Source organism: Enterobacter sp. JBIWA003, assembly GCF_019968825.1.
Lineage (GTDB): Bacteria > Pseudomonadota > Gammaproteobacteria > Enterobacterales > Enterobacteriaceae > Enterobacter > Enterobacter quasiroggenkampii.
Genome location: NZ_CP074170.1, coordinates 3,076,429 through 3,091,809 on the forward strand (window position 1 = coordinate 3,076,429; position 15,381 = coordinate 3,091,809).

The 15,381-nt window shown below is 56.7% G+C and carries 18 protein-coding genes and 1 pseudogene; 16 read left to right on the forward strand and 3 right to left on the reverse strand.

The genetic code is table 11. The features are described from left to right. Window positions 1-89: 89 nt before the first annotated feature. The 14 genes and pseudogenes from fliF to rcsA all read left to right on the forward strand — a co-directional run bounded on the left by fliF (window position 90) and on the right by rcsA (window position 11,624). Complete coding sequence (fliF, locus tag KGP25_RS14835; protein WP_048029395.1) at window positions 90-1,769, forward strand: flagellar basal-body MS-ring/collar protein FliF; 1,680 nt, start codon at window positions 90-92, stop codon at window positions 1,767-1,769. Then, window positions 1,762-2,760 carry a flagellar motor switch protein FliG gene (fliG, locus tag KGP25_RS14840; protein WP_008500327.1) on the forward strand — a complete coding sequence of 333 codons (999 nt, stop codon included), beginning with the start codon at window positions 1,762-1,764 and terminating at the stop codon, window positions 2,758-2,760. The genes fliF and fliG overlap by 8 nt, the downstream gene beginning before the upstream one ends. Further along, window positions 2,753-3,460 carry a flagellar assembly protein FliH gene (fliH, locus tag KGP25_RS14845; RefSeq protein ID WP_045908162.1) on the forward strand — a complete coding sequence of 236 codons (708 nt, stop codon included), beginning with the start codon at window positions 2,753-2,755 and terminating at the stop codon, window positions 3,458-3,460. Before fliG ends, fliH begins: the two co-directional genes overlap by 8 nt. Next, the gene (gene fliI / locus KGP25_RS14850; RefSeq protein ID WP_045908161.1) at window positions 3,460-4,830 is read left to right on the forward strand and encodes a flagellar protein export ATPase FliI; all 1,371 of its coding nucleotides are present in this window, start codon (window positions 3,460-3,462) and stop codon (window positions 4,828-4,830) included. Before fliH ends, fliI begins: the two co-directional genes overlap by 1 nt. Window positions 4,831-4,851: 21 nt before the next feature. Next, a complete protein-coding gene (gene fliJ / locus KGP25_RS14855; protein ID WP_021241386.1) occupies window positions 4,852-5,295 on the forward strand; it encodes a flagellar export protein FliJ in 444 nt (147 codons plus the stop codon). After that, a complete protein-coding gene (fliK, locus tag KGP25_RS14860) occupies window positions 5,292-6,524 on the forward strand; it encodes a flagellar hook length control protein FliK (RefSeq protein WP_223539204.1) in 1,233 nt (410 codons plus the stop codon). Before fliJ ends, fliK begins: the two co-directional genes overlap by 4 nt. A gap of 106 nt (window positions 6,525-6,630) precedes the next feature. After that, window positions 6,631-7,101: a flagellar basal body-associated protein FliL gene (fliL, locus tag KGP25_RS14865; protein ID WP_021241388.1), complete on the forward strand. Its 471-nt coding sequence runs from the start codon at window positions 6,631-6,633 to the stop codon at window positions 7,099-7,101. A gap of 4 nt (window positions 7,102-7,105) precedes the next feature. Beyond that, complete coding sequence (gene fliM / locus KGP25_RS14870) at window positions 7,106-8,110, forward strand: flagellar motor switch protein FliM (protein WP_008500320.1); 1,005 nt, start codon at window positions 7,106-7,108, stop codon at window positions 8,108-8,110. Next, window positions 8,107-8,520 carry a flagellar motor switch protein FliN gene (gene fliN, locus KGP25_RS14875; protein ID WP_008500318.1) on the forward strand — a complete coding sequence of 138 codons (414 nt, stop codon included), beginning with the start codon at window positions 8,107-8,109 and terminating at the stop codon, window positions 8,518-8,520. The genes fliM and fliN overlap by 4 nt, the downstream gene beginning before the upstream one ends. A 2-nt stretch (window positions 8,521-8,522) precedes the next feature. Beyond that, window positions 8,523-8,897 (forward strand): flagellar biosynthetic protein FliO, encoded by a 375-nt coding sequence (fliO, locus tag KGP25_RS14880; RefSeq protein ID WP_028016024.1) that lies wholly within the window; start codon window positions 8,523-8,525, stop codon window positions 8,895-8,897. Next, complete coding sequence (gene fliP, locus KGP25_RS14885; RefSeq protein WP_008500316.1) at window positions 8,897-9,634, forward strand: flagellar type III secretion system pore protein FliP; 738 nt, start codon at window positions 8,897-8,899, stop codon at window positions 9,632-9,634. Before fliO ends, fliP begins: the two co-directional genes overlap by 1 nt. Before the next feature lie 9 nt (window positions 9,635-9,643). Further along, complete coding sequence (gene fliQ, locus KGP25_RS14890) at window positions 9,644-9,913, forward strand: flagellar biosynthesis protein FliQ (protein WP_008500315.1); 270 nt, start codon at window positions 9,644-9,646, stop codon at window positions 9,911-9,913. Between the two features lie 7 nt (window positions 9,914-9,920). Beyond that, window positions 9,921-10,713: pseudogene (gene fliR / locus KGP25_RS14895) on the forward strand (flagellar biosynthetic protein FliR); the annotation flags it as partial. 287 nt (window positions 10,714-11,000) lie between these two features. Next, window positions 11,001-11,624, forward strand: a complete 624-nt coding sequence (rcsA, locus tag KGP25_RS14900) for a transcriptional regulator RcsA (protein ID WP_008500313.1) — start codon at window positions 11,001-11,003, stop codon at window positions 11,622-11,624. Window positions 11,625-11,726: 102 nt separating this feature from the next. Here rcsA and dsrB read toward each other — a convergent pair whose 3' ends face one another. Continuing rightward, complete coding sequence (dsrB, locus tag KGP25_RS14905) at window positions 11,727-11,915, reverse strand: protein DsrB (RefSeq protein ID WP_008500312.1); 189 nt, start codon at window positions 11,913-11,915, stop codon at window positions 11,727-11,729. 129 nt (window positions 11,916-12,044) lie between these two features. Here dsrB and yodD point away from each other — a divergent pair, with 129 nt between their 5' ends. Continuing rightward, on the forward strand, window positions 12,045-12,272 hold the full coding sequence (gene yodD, locus KGP25_RS14910) for a YodD family peroxide/acid resistance protein (protein WP_148769029.1): 228 nt from the start codon (window positions 12,045-12,047) through the stop codon (window positions 12,270-12,272). Window positions 12,273-12,573: 301 nt separating this feature from the next. Further along, a complete protein-coding gene (locus KGP25_RS14915) occupies window positions 12,574-13,374 on the forward strand; it encodes a mannosyl-3-phosphoglycerate phosphatase-related protein (protein ID WP_223539205.1) in 801 nt (266 codons plus the stop codon). On the opposite strand, the gene dgcQ is transcribed toward KGP25_RS14915, so the two are convergent. Together dgcQ and KGP25_RS14925 are read right to left on the reverse strand one after the other, a co-directional pair. Beyond that, window positions 13,359-15,059, reverse strand: coding sequence for a cellulose biosynthesis regulator diguanylate cyclase DgcQ (dgcQ, locus tag KGP25_RS14920; RefSeq protein WP_223539206.1), 1,701 nt, complete (start codon window positions 15,057-15,059; stop codon window positions 13,359-13,361). The genes KGP25_RS14915 and dgcQ overlap by 16 nt on opposite strands. A gap of 73 nt (window positions 15,060-15,132) precedes the next feature. Next, the gene (locus tag KGP25_RS14925; RefSeq protein ID WP_023618677.1) at window positions 15,133-15,315 is read right to left on the reverse strand and encodes a DUF2158 domain-containing protein; all 183 of its coding nucleotides are present in this window, start codon (window positions 15,313-15,315) and stop codon (window positions 15,133-15,135) included. Window positions 15,316-15,381: the final 66 nt, after the last annotated feature.

A 15,381-nucleotide genomic window follows, 5' to 3' on the forward strand; every position in this document is an offset into this window, starting at 1 on the left:
ATGGAACTTTTGTCGTGTTTGCCGACCCGGGAGTCAGTTTTGTTTCTCTACACGAATAACGTAAACCACCAGGATTTAAGAGGTGCGCAATGAGTGCAACAGCATCGACAGCGCCGCAGAATAAATCACTCGAGTGGATGAACCGCCTTCGCGCGAATCCTAAAATCCCGTTGATCGTGGCAGGCGCTGCCGCAATTGCGATCCTTGTAGCGATGGTCCTGTGGGCGAAAAGCCCTGATTACCGGACGCTCTACAGTAACCTTTCCGATCAGGATGGCGGCGCCATCGTCACCCAGCTGACCCAGATGAACATCCCTTATCGCTTTGCCGATAATGGCGGTGCGCTGGAGGTCCCGGCAGATAAGGTGCACGAACTGCGTCTGCGCCTGGCCCAGCAGGGGCTGCCAAAAGGCGGCGCGGTAGGCTTTGAGCTGCTGGATCAGGAAAAATTCGGTATCAGCCAGTTCAGCGAGCAGGTGAACTACCAGCGTGCGCTGGAAGGTGAACTGGCCCGCACCATTGAAACATTAGGCCCGGTGAAGAGCGCCCGCGTGCACCTGGCGATGCCTAAACCTTCCTTATTTGTCCGCGAACAGAAATCACCTTCGGCTTCCGTGACCGTGAACCTTGAGCCTGGCCGCGCGCTGGACGAAGGGCAAATCAGCGCGGTGACGCATCTCGTCTCCAGCGCCGTGGCCGGTCTGCCGCCGGGTAACGTGACGCTGGTTGACCAGAGCGGTCACCTGCTGACGCAATCCAATACCGCCGGTCGCGATCTGAATGACGCGCAGCTGAAATATGCCGCCGATGTCGAAAGCCGTCTCCAGCGTCGTATCGAAGCGATCCTCGGCCCGGTTGTGGGCAACAGCAACGTGCACGCGCAAGTCACCGCGCAGATCGACTTCTCGAATAAAGAACAAACCGAAGAGCAGTACAGCCCGAACGGCGATGCGGCTCAGGCGGTCATGCGTTCGCGTCAAATCAACTCCAGCGAGCAGGTTGGCGGTGCCTACCCGGGCGGCGTGCCGGGCGCGCTGTCTAACCAGCCTGCCCCGGCAAACGCGGCGCCGATCTCTACGCCGCCGGCCAATCAGCAGAACGGTCAGCAAAATAATCAGCAGACCACCTCTACGGCGAATAACAGCGGCCCACGAAACACCAGCCGTAACGAAACCACGAACTACGAAGTGGATAGAACGATTCGTCACACTAAACTGAACGTGGGCGATATTCAGCGTCTCTCTGTTGCGGTAGTGGTGAACTACAAAACGCTGGCGGATGGCAAACCGTTGCCGTTGACCGCCGAGCAGATGAAGCAGATTGAAAACCTGACCCGCGAAGCGATGGGTTACTCCGAGAAGCGCGGCGATACCCTCAACGTGGTGAACTCACCGTTCAACTCGGTTGAAGAGACCGGCGGTGAACTGCCGTTCTGGCAACAGCAGGCGTTTATCGACCAGCTGATGTCCGCAGGACGCTGGCTGCTGGTGCTGATTGTTGCGTGGCTGCTGTGGCGTAAGGGCGTTCGTCCACAGCTCCAGCGCCGTGCCGAAGCTGAAAAAGCGGCTCGCGAGCAGATGAATGCGCGTCAGGAAACGGAAGAAGCGGTTGAAGTTCGCCTCAGTAAAGATGAACAGATGCAGCAACGCCGTGCTAACCAGCGCATGGGTGCCGAGGTGATGAGCCAGCGCATTCGCGAAATGTCAGATAACGATCCGCGCGTCGTGGCGCTGGTCATCCGCCAGTGGATGGGTAACGAACATGAGTAATACGCTTACGGGCACCGATAAAAGCGTCATCCTGTTGATGACCATTGGCGAAGATCGCGCGGCAGAGGTGTTTAAACACCTCTCCCAGCGAGAGGTACAGATTCTCAGTGCGGCCATGGCCAACGTGCGTCAAATCTCCAATAAACAGCTGACCGAAGTGCTGTCGGAGTTTGAGCAGGAAGCCGAACAGTTTGCCGCGCTGAACGTCAACGCCAACGACTACCTGCGTTCCGTGCTGGTCAAGGCGCTGGGCGAAGAGCGTGCCGCCAGCCTGCTGGAAGATATTCTGGAAACGCGCGATACCGCCAGCGGTATCGAAACGCTCAACTTTATGGAACCGCAGAGTGCCGCCGACCTTATTCGCGACGAGCACCCGCAGATTATCGCCACCATCCTTGTCCACCTCAAACGTGGTCAGGCGGCCGATATTCTGGCGCTGTTCGAAGAGCGCCTGCGTCACGATGTGATGCTGCGTATCGCCACCTTCGGCGGCGTCCAGCCAGCCGCGTTGGCGGAGCTGACCGAGGTGCTGAACAACCTGCTCGACGGCCAGAACCTCAAGCGCAGCAAAATGGGCGGCGTGAGAACGGCGGCGGAAATCATCAACCTGATGAAAACGCAGCAGGAAGAGGCCGTCATTACGGCGGTTCGCGAATTCGACGGCGAGCTGGCACAGAAAATCATCGACGAGATGTTCCTGTTCGAAAACCTCGTCGAAGTGGACGACCGCAGCATCCAGCGCCTGCTCCAGGAAGTGGATTCCGAGTCGCTGCTTATCGCCCTCAAAGGCGCCGAGCAGCCGCTGCGCGAGAAGTTCCTGCGCAACATGTCTCAGCGTGCGGCCGATATCCTGCGCGACGACCTTGCCAACCGCGGCCCGGTTCGTCTGTCTCAGGTGGAAAACGAACAGAAAGCCATTCTGCTTATTGTTCGTCGTCTGGCGGAAACCGGCGAGATGGTGATTGGCAGCGGAGACGACACCTATGTCTAATGAGCTGCCGTGGAAGCGTTGGACGCCGGACGATTTGGCCCCTCCCCTCTCCGAGTTCACGCCAGCCGTGATCCCGACCGAGGAGCTTGACCCGGACGTCGAACAGCCTGAGCTAAGCGAAGAAGAGCAGCAAGCACAGATGCTGGCTCAGCTGCAAATGCAGGCGCACGAGCAGGGCTACAATGCCGGTCTGAACGAAGGCCGGCAGAAAGGCCACGAGCTGGGGTATCAGGAAGGCCTGTCAAAAGGGTTAGAGCACGGTATCGATCAGGCGCGCCAGCAGCAGGCGCCGATCCATGCCCGCATGCAGCAGCTGGTCAGCGAGTTTCAGCACACGCTGGACGCGCTGGACAGCGTGATTGCCTCGCGACTGATGCAGATGGCGCTGGAAGCCGCGCGTCAGGTGATCGGCCAGACGCCCGTCGTGGATAACACGGCGCTGATCAAACAAATTCAGGGCCTGCTGCAGCAGGAGCCGCTGTTCAGCGGTAAGCCGCAGCTGCGCGTCCATCCGGACGACCTGCAGCGCGTGGAAGAGAGCCTGGGCGCGACGCTAAACCTGCACGGCTGGCGTCTGCGCGGCGATCCGTCGTTACATCACGGCGGCTGCAAAGTCTCAGCCGATGAAGGCGATCTGGATGCCAGCGTCGCCACCCGCTGGCAGGAACTGTGCCGCCTGGCGGCACCGGGAGTCGTCTGATGACCGCACGCCTCACCCGCTGGCTCACCACGCTCGACAATTTTGAGACGAAGATGGCGCAACTGCCCTCTGTTCGTCGTTATGGGCGACTGACGCGCGCCACCGGTTTGGTACTGGAGGCCACCGGCCTGCAACTGCCGCTGGGCGCGACCTGCGTGATCGAGCGTCAGGACGGTCTGGAAACGCGTGAAGTGGAAAGCGAAGTGGTCGGGTTCAACGGCCAGCGCCTGTTCCTGATGCCGCTTGAAGAGGTGGAAGGCATTCTGCCCGGCGCGCGCGTGTATGCCAAAAACACGTCTGGCGATGGGCTGCAAAGCGGGAAACAGCTGCCACTTGGTCCTGCCCTGCTGGGGCGCGTGCTGGACGGCAGCGGGAAGCCGCTCGACGGGCTGCCCTCGCCGGACACCACCGAAACCGGCGCATTAATCACCCAGCCGTTTAACCCCCTGCAGCGAACCCCTATCGAGCATGTGCTCGATACCGGCGTACGCCCGATTAACGCCCTGCTGACCGTGGGACGTGGGCAACGTATGGGCCTGTTCGCCGGGTCAGGCGTGGGTAAATCCGTTCTGCTCGGCATGATGGCGCGCTATACCCAGGCCGACGTTATCGTTGTGGGCCTGATCGGCGAACGTGGTCGCGAAGTTAAAGATTTCATTGAAAACATTCTGGGTGCGGAAGGCCGTGCCCGCTCGGTGGTCATTGCCGCACCGGCGGACGTGTCACCGTTACTGCGTATGCAGGGGGCAGCGTATGCCACCCGCATCGCCGAAGATTTTCGTGACCGCGGCAAGCACGTGCTGCTGATCATGGATTCGCTGACCCGCTACGCGATGGCGCAGCGTGAAATTGCGCTGGCTATCGGTGAGCCACCGGCGACCAAAGGCTACCCACCTTCGGTCTTCGCCAAACTCCCTGCCCTGGTGGAACGTGCGGGGAACGGCATCAGCGGCGGCGGCTCCATCACCGCGTTCTATACGGTGCTGACCGAAGGCGATGACCAGCAGGATCCGATTGCCGACTCTGCGCGCGCGATCCTTGACGGCCATATTGTGCTGTCGCGTCGTCTCGCCGAAGCCGGACACTATCCGGCAATTGATATTGAAGCCTCTATCAGCCGCGCAATGACGGCGCTGATAACCGAGAAGCACTACGCCCGCGTGCGTAACTTTAAACAACTCCTCTCCAGCTTCCAGCGCAACCGCGATCTGGTCAGCGTGGGGGCGTATGCCAAAGGCAGCGACCCGATGCTCGACAAAGCGATTACCCTGTGGCCGCAGCTGGAGGCATTTTTACAACAAGGCATTTTTGAACGTGCCAACTGGGAAGATTCAATTCAGGCACTGGAGCTGATTTTCCCGCAGGTGTAACACAGGTGGAGGGCGAAGGTCATGGCGCAAAACAGCGCGTTATCAACGCTGAAAGATCTGGCTGAAAAAGAAGTTGATGATGCCGCATTGCAGCTTGGCGCAATGCGACGCGGGTGCCAGCAGGCTGAAGAACAGTTGAAGATGTTAATCGACTATCAGCATGAATATCGCACCAACCTCAATACCGATATGACACAGGGCATTGGAAGCCAGCGCTGGATTAACTATCAGCAGTTTATCCAGACGCTGGAGAAGGCGATAGATCAGCATCGCCAGCAGCTTCACCAGTGGACCCAGAAAGTCGATACCGCGCTGAATTTCTGGCGCGAGAAGAAGCAGCGACTGCAGGCCTGGCAGACCTTACAGGACCGACAGATTGCGGCAACGACCCTGGCGGAAAACCGTCTGGATCAGAAAAAAATGGATGAGTTTGCCCAGCGCGCATCAATGAGGAAACCGGAATGATCACACTGCAACAACTGCTGATGAGCGACAGCGACCTGTCAGGCGGTACGCAGACGGGGAAAGGCACCGACGGTGCACAGGACTTTCTCGCGCTGCTCGCGGGCGCCCTGTCGGACGCGACGGGCAAGGGCAAAGATGCGCCACTGACCCTGGCTGACCTGAAAGCCGCCGGCAGCAAGCTGTCCCACGTTGCTCAGGACGCCAAAGGGGATACCACCCTGCAGGCCAAAATTGCCGACCTGCTCTCGCGCCAAACCGCGCTGAATGGCGACGAAACGGCGCCCGTCACCTCGCTTGATACGCTGGTTTCCGGACTGGTACCGCTGTCTAAAGGTGACGCACTGAAGACGATCAATGCCGCGAACAGCAAAGATGACGGTAAAAGCGAGCTGAGCGAAGAGGAGCTGGCCGGATTGAGCGCCCTGATGGCGATGCTGCCGCACCAGCAAACTACCGCCTCTCGCGTAGCTGGCAGTGACGGCGTTTCCGCCACCGCAACGCTGAGTACAGCGGCGCTTGCGCAAAACGGCGCGGGCCAACCGTCCCTGAACGCGCTTCCGGGAAGCCATGATAAAGCGCAGAGTGCTGCGCCTTATCAGAGCCAGGCGAAAAACAGCGACCCGGCCCTGTCGGGCAACGCGCCGGCCACGCCGGTCGTGGCTGCAACCGCAGAGAAGCAGGAGCTCGCCAGCGCCTCCTCTTCATCATCGCCGACGGCTACCCTGGCACCAATTATGTCCAGCCATGCAACCAGTCAGACGGCCGCCACCGTTGCTCCCGCGCCGGTGTTAAGCCAGCCTCTGGGCACGCATGAATGGCAGCAGTCCCTGAGCCAGCACATCACCCTGTTCACCAAACAGGGCCAGCAGACGGCCGAGCTGCGTCTGCACCCGGAAGATCTGGGTCAGGTACAAATTTCGCTTAAGCTGGATGATAACCAGGCGCAGTTGCAGATGGTCTCTGCGCACAGCCATGTCCGTGCGGCGCTGGAAGCCGCGCTGCCGGTACTGCGAACCTCGCTGGCAGAAAACGGCATTCAGCTTGCGCAGAGCAGCGTCAGCAGCGAGAGCTTAGCCGGGCAGCAGCAGTCCTCATCCCAGCAGCAGCACCAGGCTTCGCGTTCCGGCAACACCGGCGGTTTTAATGAAGAGAGCGATGAACTACTGCCCGTTCCTGCCGCCCTGCAATCCGCCGCGCGCGGTAACAGTGCCGTAGACATCTTCGCCTAAACGCCAGAGGTAGCGTGATTATCCCCGTCTTTTCCACGCTTTGACGACAGCAGGACACGGGATAATCACCTTATTAAGCTGTACCGAAACAGGAAGCTCGTATCAGATGACTGACTCCGCTATCACCAAAAAAAGTAAGCGTTCCATCTGGATCCCGCTGCTGGTGTTGATCACGCTCGCCGCCTGCGCCACCGCGGGCTATAGTTACTGGCGTATGCAGCAGGAACCTTCGACCGCTGCGGCCAAAGCCGAACCTGCACCGCCACCGGCGCCGGTATTTTTCCCTCTGGACACCTTCACCGTGAATCTCGGTGACGCGGATCGTGTGCTGTACGTCGGTATTACGCTGCGCCTGAAGGATGAAGCCACGCGCGCGCGTCTGAATGATTATCTTCCGGAGGTGCGTAGCCGCCTTCTGCTGCTGTTCTCTCGTCAGGACGCTTCGGCGCTGGCCACCGATGTGGGTAAGCAAAAGCTAGTCGACGCCATTAAACAAACGCTGGCGACCCCGCTGGTAAACGGCCAACCTAAGCAGGAAGTCACTGACGTTCTGTATACAGCCTTCATTCTGCGGTAACGACATGGGCGACAGTATTCTTTCTCAGGCAGAAATCGATGCGCTGCTCAACGGCGACAGCGATAAAAGTGATGATCCGCAACCGGGTATCGGCGGCGATAGCGATATTCGTCCCTATGACCCGAATACCCAGCGTCGCGTGGTACGTGAACGTCTGCAGGCGCTGGAGATCATTAACGAACGTTTTGCACGTCAGTTCCGTATGGGGCTGTTTAACCTGCTGCGTCGTAGCCCGGATATCACGGTCGGTGCGATCCGCATTCAGCCGTATCATGAGTTTGCCCGCAACCTGCCGGTGCCAACCAACCTTAACCTGATTCATCTGAAGCCGCTGCGCGGCACCGGTCTGGTGGTGTTTTCCCCAAGCCTGGTGTTCATTGCGGTGGATAACCTGTTCGGCGGCGACGGGCGTTTCCCGACCAAAGTAGAAGGTCGTGAATTCACCCACACCGAACAGCGCGTCATTAACCGCATGCTGAAGCTGGCGCTGGAGTCCTACAGCGACGCGTGGAAAGCGATTAACCCGCTGGAAGTGGAGTACGTCCGTTCTGAGATGCAGGTGAAATTTACCAATATCACCACCTCCCCGAACGATATCGTCGTTAACACCCCGTTCCACGTGGAGATCGGTAACCTGACCGGCGAGTTCAACATCTGCCTGCCGTTCAGCATGATCGAACCGCTGCGCGAGCTGCTGGTTAACCCGCCGCTGGAGAACTCCCGCAACGAAGACCAGAACTGGCGTGAAAACCTGGTCCGCCAGGTCCAGCATTCGCAGCTTGAGCTGGTGGCGAGCTTCGCCGATATCCCGCTGCGGTTATCTCAGATCCTGAAATTACAACCCGGTGATGTTTTGCCGATAGAAAAACCCGACCGCATTATTGCCCATGTGGATGGTGTCCCCGTGCTGACAAGCCAGTACGGCACGATTAACGGTCAGTATGCGTTACGCGTTGAGCACTTGATCAACCCGATTTTGAATTCGCTGAATGAGGAACAGCCCAAATGAGTGACATGAACAATCCGTCCGATGAAAACAGCGGAGCACTGGACGATCTGTGGGCTGACGCGTTAAACGAGCAAAAAGCGACCCCGGCCAAAAGTGCTGCGGATGCCGTATTCCAGCAGCTCGGTGGCGGTGACGTCAGCGGCACGCTGCAGGACATCGACCTGATTATGGATATCCCGGTTAAGCTGACCGTTGAGCTGGGACGCACCCGTATGACCATTAAAGAGCTGCTGCGTCTGACGCAGGGTTCCGTGGTGGCCCTTGACGGCCTGGCCGGTGAGCCGCTGGATATTCTGATCAACGGCTATCTGATTGCTCAGGGTGAAGTGGTGGTGGTAGCCGATAAATACGGCGTACGTATCACCGACATCATTACCCCGTCTGAACGTATGCGTCGTCTGAGCCGTTAAGCATGAAAACCCAGGCAACACTATCGCAACCTTCTGCCGTTCCCGGCTCACCTCTGCTCCAGGTGAGCGGGGCATTGTTCGGTATTATTGCCTTTATTCTTATCGCCGCCTGGCTGGCGAAGCGCTTTGGCCTGGCGGGGAAAACCGCCGGCGCCCGCGGGCTGAAGGTCAGCGCCAGCACCACCCTGGGACCACGTGAACGCGTGGTCATCGTCGAGGTGGACGATGCGCGTCTGGTTCTGGGCGTCACGGCGTCAAACATCAGCGTATTACATAAGCTGCCGCCCGCCCCTGCTGTGGTGGACGAGCGTGCAGAGGCCCCTGCGGATTTCCAGTCCGTGATGAAGAGTTTGCTTAAGCGTTCCGGGAGATCCTGATGCGCCGTTTGTTATCCCTGACGCTTGCGGGCGTTGGCCTGTTTGCTCCCGCGGTCTATGCGCAACTGCCCGGTCTGGTGTCAACCCCTCTCGCAGGCGGCGGCCAAAGCTGGTCGCTTCCGGTGCAGACGCTGGTATTCATCACCTCGCTGACGTTTATTCCGGCTATCCTGCTGATGATGACCAGCTTCACCCGCATCATCATCGTTTTTGGTCTGCTGCGAAACGCGCTGGGCACCCCTTCCGCTCCGCCAAACCAGGTTCTGCTCGGACTGGCGTTGTTTTTGACCTTTTTCATTATGTCGCCGGTGATCGATAAGATTTACACCGACGCCTACCAGCCGTTCAGCGAAGATAAAATCTCCATGCAGGAAGCGCTGGATAAAGGCGCGCAGCCGCTGCGGGAGTTTATGCTGCGCCAGACGCGCGAAGCGGATTTGGCCCTCTTTGCCCGCCTGTCCAACACCGGCGAGCTGCAGGGACCGGAAGCGGTGCCCATGCGTATTCTGCTGCCCGCCTATGTGACCAGCGAGCTGAAAACCGCGTTCCAGATCGGCTTTACCATCTTTATCCCGTTCCTGATTATCGACCTGGTGATCGCCAGCGTCCTGATGGCGCTCGGGATGATGATGGTGCCGCCCGCGACCATCGCCCTGCCCTTTAAGATCATGCTTTTTGTGCTGGTCGACGGCTGGCAGCTGCTGGTCAGCTCGCTGGCGCAGAGTTTCTACAGTTAAGGAACGGCAATGACACCCGAATCGGTCATGATGATGGGCACGGAGGCGATGAAAATCGCCATTGCCGTTGCCGCTCCGCTGCTGCTTGTCGCGCTGGTTACCGGTCTGATTATCAGTATTCTGCAGGCCGCCACGCAGATTAACGAAATGACGCTGTCGTTCATCCCGAAAATCATCGCCGTGTTCGTGGCGATTATCGTGGCCGGACCGTGGATGCTGAACCTGCTGCTGGACTATATGCGCAACCTGTTTACCAATCTGCCGTACATCATCGGCTGACCTGACGATGCTGCACTTCACCAGCGACCAGTGGGTTCAGTGGCTCGGCGTCTACTTCTGGCCGATGCTACGCATCATGGCGCTGATCTCCACCGCCCCTATTCTCAGCGAGAAATCGATACCCAAGCGTGTCAAAGTGGGGCTGGGGATTATCATCTCCATTATCGTCGCACCGTCTCTCCCTCCCGTGGATATTCCGATCTTCTCGGCAAATGCGGTGTGGGTCGCCCTGCAGCAGGTGATGATTGGCGTCGCCGTCGGCTTTACCATGCAACTCGCTTTTGCCGCCGTGCGTACCGCGGGAGAACTGATTGGCCTGCAGATGGGGTTATCGTTCGCCACGTTTGTCGATCCCGGCAGTCATCTCAACATGCCCGTGCTGGCGCGCATTATCGATCTGCTCGCCATGCTGCTGTTCCTGTCATTCAACGGCCATCTGTGGCTTATCTCCATGCTGGTGGACACGTTCCATACGCTGCCGATTGGCGAAAACCCGGTAAACAGCAACGCTTTCCTGGCGCTCACCCGCGCCGCGGGGCTGATCTTCCTGAACGGGCTGATGCTGGCGCTGCCGATCATCACCCTGCTGCTGACCGTCAACCTGGCATTAGGTTTACTGAACCGAATGGCGCCGCAGCTTTCGGTGTTTGTCATTGGTTTTCCGTTGACGCTGACGGTCGGAATTTTATTAATGTCATTACTGATGCCACTTATCGCTCCCTTCTGTGAACATTTATTCGGCGAGATATTCAACCTGTTAGCGGATATTGTCAGCGAACTGCCTCGTAAATAATAGACCGTACTGTTGCTACTGTCTTTCTGAGGATATTCCTAAAATAAAACGCGAAAAACATCTTCCAGGATATATCTGACGCGGTTTAATTGTTTCTAACCACCTCACAATACTTAATATTTACTTTACTTTAAGAAGATTCCTGGCAAATTATACGTAACTTTACGGGATAGTGAGTCCGCCTGAAAGTCTTTGTCATGCTCACAGGTTTATTATTTTTTTCCATCCCGTATGGCTGTTTTGAGCTCTCAGGCAGATGGTGAATTATCGTTACGCATTGAGTGAGGGTATGCCATGTCAACGATCATTATGGATTTATGCAGCTACACCCGGCTAGGGTTAACCGGGTACCTGGCAAGCAGAGGGGTAAGAAAGAGAGACATCAACGATGCACACACCGTTGACGAACTCGCAGCCGCTTGTGACGAACTAAAACCAGGCGTGGTGTTTATTAATGAGGACTGTTTCATTCACGATCCAGCCAACAGTCAGCACATTAAGCAAATCATTAATCAGCATCCAAAAACCCTGTTTATTGTTTTTATGGCGATCGCGAATATCCATTTCGATGAGTATTTGTTGGTCCGTAAAAATTTATTGATCAGTTCTAAATCGATTAAACCCGAGTCGCTGGATGACATTTTGGGTGATTATTTGAATAAAGAAGTTAAAAATGTAGGAGCGGTTAACTTACCCACCCTATCATTAAGCAGGACTGAATCAAGTATGCTGCGAATGTGGATGGCGGGACAAGGAACTATTCAGATCTCCGACCAGATGAATATTAAAGCGAAAACCGTTTCATCACACAAAGGAAATATTAAACGGAAAATTAAAACGCATAATAAGCAAGTGATCTACCACGTGGTACGCCTGACCGATAATGTGACGAACGGGATTTTCGTCAACATGCGTTAGTCGCTTAAGACCCTGTGCACCCTACCTTTGATCTCTGGCCTGGCCAGAGATTTTTGCTTCTGCAGAGGGTGTCGGGCACGCGATGTGCTACCCGACGCCGTGTTAGTCTGCTTTCTCAACAAAAATACCGTCCGGATGCCCCAGTTCGTTAAAAAACCAAATGCCGAGCGGGTAGTCTTCCAGTGATACCAGGTACATTGTCCCTTCGCTAAACTCTTCAATTGCCAGCACCACACCCGGGCGGCGCGGCCCACCGTCCGTTTTAACGGTTACCCGATCGTTGACCTTCATACATTCCTCCTCTGGTTTTGAGCCAGTGTAGAACAAAACGCAAAATCGCACATCGCCGGCCGGTGTGAATGGCGTTTTTATCTACAGTCTATACTTAGCGATGGACCCGGCTGAATGAGGAACCCCGCAATGAAGACCGATAAAGAGTACAGCGACACCATCAAGCGCGAAGTCGAGGTGGATGTCGATGCCCTGCTGGCCGCCATCAATGAGATTAGCGAGTCAGAAGTCCGCAGGACGGACGACAATTCGGACCACGTCATTGTTAACGGAAGGGATTATCACACCTATCGTGAGCTGGCGGAGGCCTTCGAGCTCGATATTCACGACTTTAGCGTGTCGGAAGCCAATCGTTAGGGCGAAAAAAATCCCGGTCATGGGGATGACCGGGATCAAAACTTGCTTATGCAAGAAGCACTTGAAAATTCGTTACACCAGGAAATCTGATGTACAAGCCACACTATCCCCAACGAATTTGTCTGACAAGCATATATTCTTATGATGAATATAATATTTTTAACATAATGCTTTTCGTTATGAGCAATAACTTACGCCGAATGCGGGTTTGCCAGGGATTGTTCCCATTTCATCTGTTAACAATTCGGTTATTTTTTAGGAATTTTCTTAGAACGAAACGCTACCGTCATCGGGAGTCACTATGCCTTCACTGCGGGATACCTTGCTGATTTTTTCTGACCTGGATGGCGCGTTGCTGGATATTCATACCTACGACTGGCAACCCGCAATGCCCTGGCTGGACAGGCTACAGGATAACCAGATTCCGATTATTCTCTGCAGCAGCAAAACCGCGGCAGAGATGCTGGATATTCAACAGGATCTGGGGCTGGAAGGCTTGCCGTTTATTGCCGAGAACGGCGCGGTAATACAGCCTGACGTGCGCTGGGACAAGGTCCAGCGTCAGATCCGGGGGATGACACACCGGGATATTCGCCCGCGAATCGAGCAGATTCGTCTGCAGACGGGCTTTAAATTCACCACCTTTGACGATGTGGATGAGCACGTTATCAGCGAGTGGACCGGACTGACGCGCTACCGTTCGACGCTTGCCCGCAAGCATGAAGCCTCCGTCACGCTCATCTGGCGCGATACCGACGAGAAATTGGTCCAGTTTGAAGAGCAGCTGGCGCACATCGGCCTCAAGTGTGTGCAGGGGGCGCGCTTCTGGCATATTCTCGACGCCCGCTGCGGTAAAGACGTGGCGGTTAGCTGGCTGATTGAACAGTATCTCGAGCAGGACGAGATCGAGCCCACCACGCTGGGGCTCGGCGATGGCCCTAACGATGCACCGCTGCTCGACAGCATGGATTTCGCGGTGGTCATCAAGGGGATTAACCGCCAGGGCATCACGCTACGGGACGATAACCCCGAGCGGGTCTATCACACTCAACAGACCGGCCCGGCAGGCTGGCAGGAGGGGCTGGATCACTTCCTGTCCTGATCCCGCCACACGACCCGGTTACGCCCGCTCTGCTTAGCCTGATAGAGCTTGACGTCCGCCACGGACTGCAGCTGTTCAAAATCGTAGTTGCCCGTTTCATCCGCGCTGCTGACGCCCAGTGACGCGCTGATGCGCAGGGTGGTGCTCTTCTTCACCAGGATCTCCTTACTGGTGATTCGGCAACGAATGCGGTCAGCGACGCCTCTCGCCTCCTCCAGACCAATGCCGGGAAGGACCACACAAAACTCTTCTCCGCCGACGCGCCCGGCCACATCATTCTTGCGTAACGCGCTGGCAATCACGCCTGCCGTATGGGAAAGCACCTTATCACCGGCCTGATGGCCGAAACGGTCGTTAATGCTTTTAAAATGGTCGAGATCGATCTGAATCACCGAGAACGGCAGCGACTGCTGACGACAGGTTTCCGCTAGCAATTTTGCGCGGTCGAACAGCGCGCCGCGATTATTGAGCCGTGTCAGCGGATCGTGCCAGGCCTGCCACTGGAGGGAGTGCTGAAGCGTATACATGTTACTCACCATCCGACGGATCACCAGCCACGAGATCAACAGCATGGCGGTAAAGAGTGCCCACAGCAGCGCCAGCACGATACTGATACTGCCGAAATCATCCTGCACCCCTTCATGCAGGGTGTGGATCCGCAGGACGACGCCATCGAAGTGATCGAGCCGCTCCCAGGTGATAAACCGGCTCCCGAGGCGGATCCCGCCGCCGGTATCATGCTCAATCGCCTGGGCAATCTGCGCCGTTTCGCGTTCGTCAAAATGGTTAACCAGGCTTCCCGCGTGGGCAGAGGTGGCTATCATATTAAGCCGGGTATCGTACAGCTGATACTCCCCCTCCGTCCGGTCTTCCGTCGCGTCGGTCAGCAGACGCTGCATCGTGTCTAAGGTAAAGTCCATCGCCACGACGCCGTACCAGTAGTGATCGAAATAGATGGGGACGCTGGCGGTGATCGTTCGTTCATCCCCGGTCCAGGATGAAGGGGTAGAGATAAACCAGCGCACGGCGCGCGCGCGATTGTTACGTTCTGACTGCTGGGTAAACCAGGACTGCGTGACCAGATGATAATAGCGGGCGGTAATATCGCCCGCCCGGTCCGGCGTATCCGTGGAAAGGAAAAAACCGGCGCGAGAGACGTAGATCACCCGCGCTTCTGTTTGTGCTCTCGATGACGCCAGCCTGAGCAGATACCCCACTTCGAGTGCGGCAGAAATTTCATGACTGATGCGCTCAGCGTCCCGGTTCAGAAGGGTGGTTTTATCCACGAATGCATCCGAGACCCCGTTAAGGGGAAGCGTGCGCTTTTTATCAACGGCAAGCTGCCAGGTGGGGAGCATGCGGACGGTATTAAAGCGTGACACCGCATCCTGTAAGACATCAAAGGCCAGCGGCGTCTCGATTGCATCATGCATGCCCTGGCGGAATAACAGCATCCTGTCGACGCTGTTCTGTAACTGCCTGTCCAGCGAACTGGCCACCGTATCCAGATGGTTGCGCTGGCTGGAGATGTACGCCTCTTCCAGCACCACCACCTCACGCCAGGTCAGGAGCGTGGAAAACACCAGAACGATCAGAAAACAGAGATTAACAATCCGCCCCGGATTGCTACGCTTATGCAGCCATTGCAAAAAAGTTTGTCTTACAACAAAGGTATCGCGCTGCACACACACTCCCTGATTACTGCTCTTTACCCGAAACCTGAGATAAAAACGCCCGGCAAAGCCGGGCGTTATGTGATTAAGCCTTGTCCCGCTGGTGCTGCCCGTCACCCGGCTGAAGCTCATCTTCACGGAATGCTTCCCGCTTGATGCTATAGCCATCGTGCCACCGACATTCCACCATTCCGCTGGAATACCCGGTGACGATCATACGTGGGCCGCCCTTCTTAGGCTTAACTTCATCACTGACCAAAAAGACCATACCTGCCTCCTGTATCAGGGTGAAACTGTTTCAATTTAGACGAGGAATGGTCTTTTTGCATCCTGC